Origin of the sequence: Mesorhizobium sp. M2A.F.Ca.ET.067.02.1.1 (genome assembly GCF_004023285.1) — a bacterium.
In the GTDB taxonomy this organism is placed as follows: Bacteria; Pseudomonadota; Alphaproteobacteria; order Rhizobiales; family Rhizobiaceae; genus Mesorhizobium.
In genome coordinates this window covers 1-1598 of record NZ_RZSB01001048.1, presented here as the reverse complement: position 1 = coordinate 1598, position 1598 = coordinate 1, and the positions used below count along the sequence as shown (strand labels likewise).

2 protein-coding genes are annotated in these 1598 nt (G+C 61.2%); one reads left to right on the top strand and one right to left on the bottom strand.

Features of this window, described 5'->3' with window-relative positions; all coding sequences use genetic code 11:
- On the bottom strand, positions 1–495 hold a 495-nt coding region (locus EOA28_RS35265; RefSeq protein WP_148671084.1), incomplete at its 3' end, for a polysaccharide biosynthesis/export family protein.
- A 263-nt stretch (positions 496–758) separates the two neighbouring features.
- On the opposite strand from EOA28_RS35265, the gene EOA28_RS35260 reads away from it, so the two are divergent.
- A partial coding sequence (locus tag EOA28_RS35260) for a GumC family protein (protein WP_189342372.1) occupies positions 759–1598 on the top strand: 840 nt, incomplete at its 3' end.

Below are 1598 nucleotides of genomic sequence, written 5' to 3'. Positions count from 1 at the left end.
GGTCATCACCTTGCCGTTGATGTCGCGGGTGATGTCGACGCTCTCCTGATTGGCGCGCGAGGTGAAGCCGCCAGCAATGGCGACCGCCTTTTGCACGGTGAGCCCCGGCACATAGGAATACTGGCCGGCAGCGCCCACTTCGCCCATCACGAAGATCGGCCGGTAACGGTCGATCTCTACCGAAACGTCGGGATCGCGCAGATAGCCCTGGCGCAATTTGTCGGCGATCTCCTTTTCCAGCTGCTGCGCGGTGTGGCCGCGCGCCGGCACGGCACCGACCAGCGGGAAGGAGAGGTAGCCGGACTGGTCGACGCTGTAGGTGTTGGTCAACCCGTCCTGCTCGAACACCGTGACACGGACCCGGTCGCCCGCGCCGAGCCGGTATGGCTGGTCGAGCACTTCATGGAAGGCGGCCGGCGTCGGGCGATAGCTCGAGCAGCCGGTCAGCAGCGACAGGGCAAGCAAAGCGCGAAAGAGGGAAGCAGTGCTTTTCATGACCGGCCAGGAACCTTCATCGCTCTTGCCGCAAGCCGCGGCACAACCCCAGGAAAGTGCGACCGTTATCATCCTGTTAGGGTTAATGGGCGGTAAAGGAGTGCGATCGGGCAGCGTGCTGATCGGTAAAAAGCCCAATTGTTCTATTGCTTTCGCCGGATGTTCTTTGAGGATTGTCTAATAAGTGTTCGTTTCGATCTTAACGGGTGAGTTACCATAGTTGTTTACGGTCCATCCTCGACTCAAAGTTCGGAGCAGGATGCATGTCCGTTCAGTCCGCGGCCGCAGATGTCGATGTCGACCTGAGACAGCTGTTCGCCAGCCTAGCGAGGAACTGGCTGCGCATTGTTCTTGTCACGCTTGTGGTCACCGGGCTCGCCTTTGCTTTGGCCTGGCTCGCGACGCCTTATTACAAGGCGACAGCCAAGCTGGAGATCGGCTCGCGCGAATCGGAATACACCCGGCCGCCGGGCACCAACGATGACGACAAGCCGATTCTCGACGAACAGGGCGTGGCGACTCAGGTCCAGATCATTTCCTCGCCCGATATCCTCAAGCAGGTCGCGACCAAGCTCAATCTGGACAAGCTACCGGAGTTCGATGAAACACTGAAGATGTCGGCGCTCGGGCGCATCCTCGTTCTCGTCGGCTTGAAAAGTGATCCCTTCGATATCCCGCCGGAAGAGCGCGTGCTGAATGCCATGCACGACAAGCTCAATGTCTACGCTGTCGAAAAGACACGCGCGATCGCGATCGAGTTCGCGTCGAAAGATCCCCAGCTTGCCGCCGATGTCGCCAACGGCATTGCCATTGCCTATATCGCCTCGAAGAGTGACGCCAAGCTCGAATCGAACGCCGCCGCCACCGACTTCCTGGCGCCGGAAATCGCCGACCTGCAAAATCGGGTGAGAGACGCCGAGGCCAAGGTCGCGGCCTTCCGCGCCCAGTCAGACCTTCTTATGGGCGGCAACAATGCGGTGCTGCCGACTCAGCAGCTCGCCGAGCTGTCCAGCGAGTTGTCGCGCGTGCGCGCCAGCCGCGCCGCCGCCGAGGCGAGTGCCGAGAGCGTGCGCCGGGCGCTGCAGAATGGCGGTTCGCTGGAC